Origin of the sequence: Arenibacter aquaticus (assembly GCF_003957295.1) — a bacterium.
In the GTDB taxonomy this organism is placed as follows: Bacteria; Bacteroidota; Bacteroidia; order Flavobacteriales; family Flavobacteriaceae; genus Arenibacter; species Arenibacter aquaticus.
In genome coordinates, this window is the sequence record NZ_RQPJ01000012.1 from 1 (window position 1) to 3,150 (window position 3,150).

2 rRNA genes are annotated in these 3,150 nt (G+C 52.5%); both read left to right on the forward strand.

From position 1 onward, the window contains the following. The first annotated feature begins 51 nt into the window (after positions 1-51). A 23S ribosomal RNA gene (locus tag EHW67_RS13400) occupies positions 52-2,883 on the forward strand. 152 nt (positions 2,884-3,035) lie between these two features. Beyond that, positions 3,036-3,147, forward strand: a 5S ribosomal RNA gene (rrf, locus tag EHW67_RS13405). The last annotated feature ends 3 nt before the right edge of the window (positions 3,148-3,150 follow it).

The window sequence follows — 3,150 nt, forward strand, 5'->3', positions numbered from 1 at the left end:
TTTTTGCCCGGACGCTGCCGCGGAAGGGCAATGTAACAAACAAAAGGTCTGGCGACAAGCTAGATAAGGGCGTATGGGGAATGCCTAGGCTCTCAGAGGCGATGAAGGACGCGATAAGCTGCGAAAAGCTGCGGGGATCGGCACATACGATTTGATCCGCAGGTATCCGAATGGGGCAACCCACTATACTGAAGGTATAGTATCCCGCAAGGGAGGCAAACCCGGTGAACTGAAACATCTAAGTAGCCGGAGGAGGAGAAAACAAAAGTGATTCCGTTAGTAGTGGCGAGCGAAAGCGGATTAGTCCAAACCATTGCCGTTTCGGCGGTAATGGGGTTGTAGGACCACGATATTGGATGCGCGATGAACTGGAAGCCTTTGGAAAGAGGTGCCGTAGACGGTGATAGCCCGGTACAGGCAAAGGACGTTATCCATAGTGGTATCCTGAGTAGCGCGGGGCACGTGAAACCCTGTGTGAATCCGGCGGGACCATCCGCCAAGACTAAATACTCCTGAGAGACCGATAGTGAACCAGTACCGTGAGGGAAAGGTGAAAAGAACCCTGAACAAGGGAGTGAAAAAGATCCTGAAACCATACGCCTACAAGCGGTCGGAGCCCTTCGGGGTGACGGCGTGCCTTTTGCATAATGAGCCTACGAGTTACTTTTACTGGCAAGGTTAAGCACTTCAGGTGCGGATCCGTAGCGAAAGCGAGTCTGAACAGGGCGCCATAGTCAGTAGTAGTAGACGCGAAACCGTGTGATCTACCCATGGGCAGGTTGAAGCTGTGGTAACACACAGTGGAGGACCGAACCCGTTGACGTTGAAAAGTCTTGGGATGACCTGTGGGTAGGGGTGAAAGGCCAATCAAACTCGGAAATAGCTCGTACTCCCCGAAATGCATTTAGGTGCAGCGTGCAAATAGTTTTATAGAGGTAGAGCTACTGATTGGATGCGGGGGCTTCACCGCCTACCAATTCCTGACAAACTCCGAATGCTATAAAATGTTTTTGCGCAGTGAGGGCATGGGTGCTAAGGTCCATGTCCGAGAGGGAAAGAACCCAGATCACCAGCTAAGGTCCCCAAGTATATGCTAAGTTGATATAACGCGGTGGAACTGCATTGACAGCCAGGATGTTGGCTTGGAAGCAGCCATTCATTTAAAGAGTGCGTAACAGCTCACTGGTCGAGCGGTTCCGCATGGATAATAATCGGGCATAAGCATATCACCGAAGCTGTGACTTCTATTTATAGAGGGGTAGGGGAGCATTCCAGATGTGTCGAAGGCGGCCTGCGAGGTCCGCTGGAACGTCTGGAAACGAAAATGTAGGCATAAGTAACGATAATGCGGGCGAGAAACCCGCACGCCGAAAGACCAAGGTTTCCCCAGCTATGCTAATCAGCTGGGGGTCAGTCGGGACCTAACGCGAACCCGAAAGGGGTAGTGGATGGACAACAGATTAATATTTCTGTACCTGCTCACGTTAAAAGTGACGGGGATGTGGCGTTGGTGCGTACTGACGGAATAGTACGTTGAAGGAAGTGGTAACACTCCGATAGTACACTGAGGCTCCGGCCAAGGTGATAATCCAGCTTAACATCCTCCGAGAAAACCAAGTGAAGCAGCCCGTACCGTAAACCGACACAGGTGGTTGGGATGAGTATTCTAAGGCGCTCGAGAGATTCATGGCTAAGGAACTAGGCAAAATAGACCCGTAACTTCGGGAGAAGGGTCGCCCCCGCTTTTAGCGGGGGCCGCAGTGAAGAGGTCCAGGCGACTGTTTATCAAAAACACAGGGCTCTGCAAATTCGAGAGAAGAAGTATAGGGCCTGACACCTGCCCGGTGCTGGAAGGTTAAGAGGAGATGTCATCCGCAAGGAGAAGCATTGAATTGAAGCCCCAGTAAACGGCGGCCGTAACTATAACGGTCCTAAGGTAGCGAAATTCCTTGTCGGGTAAGTTCCGACCTGCACGAATGGTGCAACGATCTGGACACTGTCTCGGCCATGAGCTCGGTGAAATTGTAGTATCGGTGAAGATGCCGGTTACCCGCAGTGGGACGAAAAGACCCCGTGCACCTTTACTATAGCTTCGTATTGACCTTGGGCAACCAATGTGTAGGATAGCTGGGAGACTTTGAAGCTGCATCGCCAGGTGTGGTGGAGTCATTGTTGAAATACCAGCCTTTGTTTGTCCGGGGCCTAACTCCCTTATGGGAGGACAGTGCGTGGTGGGTAGTTTGACTGGGGTGGTCGCCTCCAAAAGAGTAACGGAGGCTTCTAAAGGTGCCCTCAATACGGTTGGCAATCGTGTGTAGAGTGCAATGGCACAAGGGCGCTTGACTGAGAGACATACAGGTCGACCAGGTACGAAAGTAGAGCATAGTGATCCGGTGGTTCCGCATGGAAGGGCCATCGCTCAAAGGATAAAAGGTACGCCGGGGATAACAGGCTGATCTCCCCCAAGAGCTCATATCGACGGGGGGGTTTGGCACCTCGATGTCGGCTCGTCACATCCTGGGGCTGGAGAAGGTCCCAAGGGTTGGGCTGTTCGCCCATTAAAGTGGCACGCGAGCTGGGTTCAGAACGTCGTGAGACAGTTCGGTCTCTATCTACTGCGGGCGTTAGAAATTTGAGTGGACCTGACCCTAGTACGAGAGGACCGGGTTGGACCGACCGCTGGTGCACCAGTTGTCCCGCCAGGGGCATTGCTGGGTAGCTATGTCGGGATGGGATAAGCGCTGAAAGCATATAAGCGCGAAACCCGCCACAAGATGAGATTTCTTTAAAGGGCCGTGGGAGATGACCACGTTGATAGGCCATAGGTGGAAGGGCAGCAATGTCCGTAGCCGAGTGGTACTAATTGCCCGTTGGCTTGCGCAAACGCCCTTCCCCCGATCCTATCGGGGGAAGGCAACAAACCTTTTTTTTAATAGTACCTGTACCTTATTTTTAACTAGTGCGCCTAACATGGCACCCTGTCCCTTTATTATGTCAACGATATTAGGTGTCCGGCAATGACCGGCACAACGATTTTAGGTGGCCATGGCGACGGGGCCCACCCCTTACCATTCCGAACAGGGAAGTTAAGCCCGTCTGCGCCGATGGTACTGCTACACCAAGTGGGAGAGTAGGCCGCCGCCTTTTTTT